General features: G+C 51.3%; 3 protein-coding genes and 1 pseudogene. 2 read left to right on the plus strand and 2 right to left on the minus strand.

Features of this window, described 5'->3' with window-relative positions:
• Positions 1-159: pseudogene (locus KB557_RS10635) on the plus strand (photosystem II q(b) protein); the annotation flags it as partial.
• A 72-nt stretch (positions 160-231) separates the two neighbouring features.
• Here the strand turns inward: KB557_RS10635 and nth are convergent.
• Positions 232-885 carry an endonuclease III gene (nth, locus tag KB557_RS10640; protein WP_255134032.1) on the minus strand — a complete coding sequence of 218 codons (654 nt, stop codon included), beginning with the start codon at positions 883-885 and terminating at the stop codon, positions 232-234.
• 72 nt (positions 886-957) lie between these two features.
• On the opposite strand from nth, the gene aroC reads away from it, so the two are divergent.
• Positions 958-2,046 carry a chorismate synthase gene (aroC, locus tag KB557_RS10645; protein ID WP_255134034.1) on the plus strand — a complete coding sequence of 363 codons (1,089 nt, stop codon included), beginning with the start codon at positions 958-960 and terminating at the stop codon, positions 2,044-2,046.
• Positions 2,047-2,053: 7 nt separating this feature from the next.
• On the opposite strand, the gene KB557_RS10650 is transcribed toward aroC, so the two are convergent.
• The gene (locus tag KB557_RS10650) at positions 2,054-2,449 is read right to left on the minus strand and encodes a hypothetical protein (protein ID WP_255134036.1); all 396 of its coding nucleotides are present in this window, start codon (positions 2,447-2,449) and stop codon (positions 2,054-2,056) included.
• Positions 2,450-2,517 lie beyond the last annotated feature (68 nt).

Consider the following 2,517-nt stretch of genomic DNA (forward strand, 5'->3'; position numbering starts at 1 on the left):
GATGGCCAAGGCCGTGTAGTGAATACCTGGGCTGATATCTTGAACCGCGCTGGTTTGGGTATGGAAGTAATGCATGAGCGTAATGCCCATAACTTCCCACTCGATCTTGCAGCAGCTGAAAGCGCTCCAGTAGCACTAACCGCCCCTGCAATCGGTTGATCACTAACTAAGCAAATCGCTTAATTAGAGGAATAGAAATCGCCCCCGCTAACGCGGGGGCTTTTTAATGGTTTAGGCCTTACTCGTTAACAAAGGCTTGCGCCGATTAGGAAACAGTTCTTTGCAGAGGGGGCACAGCATGCCATTACAGCCGCGGGCAGTGCAAAATTCACGGCCATAAAAAATAATTTGGAGGTGCAATTTATTCCATGCCTCCATTGGAAATAAACGCTTTAGATCGGTTTCAGTGCGCGCCACATTCTCACCACTGCTTAAGCCCCAGCGCTGAGCTAAACGATGAATATGGGTATCCACTGGAAATGCCGGCACCCCAAATGCTTGTGCCATTACTACGCTGGCGGTTTTATGACCCACCCCAGGCAGGGCTTCTAGGGCCGTGAAGCTCTTAGGCACTTGGCCACCGTGGCGTTCAATTAATAATTCAGCTAAGCGCTTCACATGAGCGGCTTTTGTGCGCGCTAAACCCAATTGACGTATGTGCGTAAGAATTATGGCCTCACTTAAAGCTGCCATAGCGGCAGGATTTGGACCATCTTTAAATAATGCAGGGGTAACTTCGTTTACTTTTTTATCTGTGCATTGGGCGCTTAACAACACCGCAACAAGCAAAGTAAATGGATCGCTGTGATCAAGGGGCACAGGAACTTCTGGATAGTGCTGCTCCAGCCGTTGCATAACAAGGGCAGCACGTTCGCCTTTTCTCATCTTTTAGCCAACTACTCAACATCTCTAGCAAATATGGGGCCAACTAGGCTCAGGATCAGGTTTAAATAATTTATGGGCAGTAGTTTTGGTCAGTTATTTCGGATTTCCACCTTTGGTGAATCCCATGGTGGCGGGGTTGGGGTGATTGTGGATGGCTGCCCACCACGATTACAACTGGATATCAAGGCGATCCAGGCTGATCTTGATCGCAGAAAACCGGGCCAAAGCAAAATCACCACGCCCCGCAAAGAGGAGGATCAAGTGGAAATCCTCAGTGGTGTGCTGGATGGCGTCACCCTTGGTACACCTATTGCCATGGTGGTGCGCAATAAAGACCAAAGACCCCAGGACTACAAAGAAATGGAAGTGGCCTTTCGCCCTTCCCACGCAGATGCCACTTACCAGGCGAAATATGGAATCCAAGCCCGCAGTGGAGGTGGTAGAGCCTCAGCGCGGGAAACGATTGGCCGCGTGGCAGCTGGCGCAATCGCCAAACAATTACTAGCGGAAGCTGCCGGCACTGAGGTGCTGGCTTGGGTAAAACGCATCCACAACCTAGAAGCAACTATTGATCCACTTCTGGTGAACCTAGAAACAGTGGAAAGCAACATTGTGCGCTGCCCTGATCCTGAGATGGCAGTTCAAATGATCGAACGCATCGAAGCGATTGGCCGTGAGGGTGATTCCTGCGGTGGTGTAATCGAATGTGTAGTGCGCCATGCGCCTTTAGGGCTTGGGATGCCGGTATTCGACAAGTTGGAAGCTGATCTTGCTAAGGCAGTGATGTCTTTACCAGCTACAAAAGGCTTTGAGATTGGTTCCGGCTTTGCTGGCACTTTGATGAAAGGCAGCGAACACAACGATGCCTTTCTGGCAACCGGCGATGGCAGCCTCCATACAGCCACCAACAATTCAGGCGGCATTCAAGGGGGGATCAGCAACGGCGAGCCGATCCTCATCCGGGTGGCTTTTAAACCCACCGCCACAATCCGTAAAGAACAACAAACGATTACTGCCAGCGGCAATAGCACCACGATTTCCGCCAAAGGCAGACACGATCCATGCGTTCTGCCAAGGGCTGTACCGATGGTGGAAGCGATGGTGGCCCTAGTGCTGGCAGACCATTGGCTCCGCCAGCGAGGTCAGTGCGGTGAACCGTGAAGCCAGCTCAGGAGGCTGATGCCACATCAGAAGCTGCGGGCTTTGCTGCAACGCGTTTTGTGCGTGCTGCGGGCTTTTTAGCAGGGGGCTTGCGGGCAGCAGTGCTCGGGCGCTGGGGCCGGGTGCGGTGGCTTAATACCAAAGCCCATTCAGCATCACTAAGGCTGGCGGGTTTATTGCCGTAGGTATCAGCCACTTTTGCAGCCCTTTCAATATCTGCTACCAAATTTTGCCAAGAGGCGGCAAAACGCTTGTCACTTTGTGACTTTGCACCGCTTTCGATCAAAGTTTCAACCACTCCAGCGGTGGTTACTTTTTTACGGCGGCGGTTAAAAATTTCCTTTTGCAGTTGAGCAATTAAAGCAAGCCCCTTATCGCTGAGCTTGATGGTGAGCTGTGCCATTGGAAAGAAAAAAAATTCCTCTACTCCAGAAGTAGCACTCGATAGGCTTAATGGCAACTAAATATGGC

The organism is Synechococcus sp. Cruz CV12-2-Slac-r (genome assembly GCF_024346075.1).
In the GTDB taxonomy this organism is placed as follows: domain Bacteria; phylum Cyanobacteriota; class Cyanobacteriia; order PCC-6307; family Cyanobiaceae; genus Synechococcus_D.

Bases quoted from the DNA above. Each gene is read 5' to 3' on its own strand.
- KB557_RS10650 (WP_255134036.1), bottom strand. From the start codon at position 2,449: ATGGCACAGCTCACCATCAAGCTCAGCGATAAGGGGCTTGCTTTAATT.
- nth (WP_255134032.1), bottom strand. From the start codon at position 885: ATGAGAAAAGGCGAACGTGCTGCCCTTGTTATGCAACGGCTGGAGCAG.
- aroC (WP_255134034.1), top strand. From the start codon at position 958: ATGGGCAGTAGTTTTGGTCAGTTATTTCGGATTTCCACCTTTGGTGAA.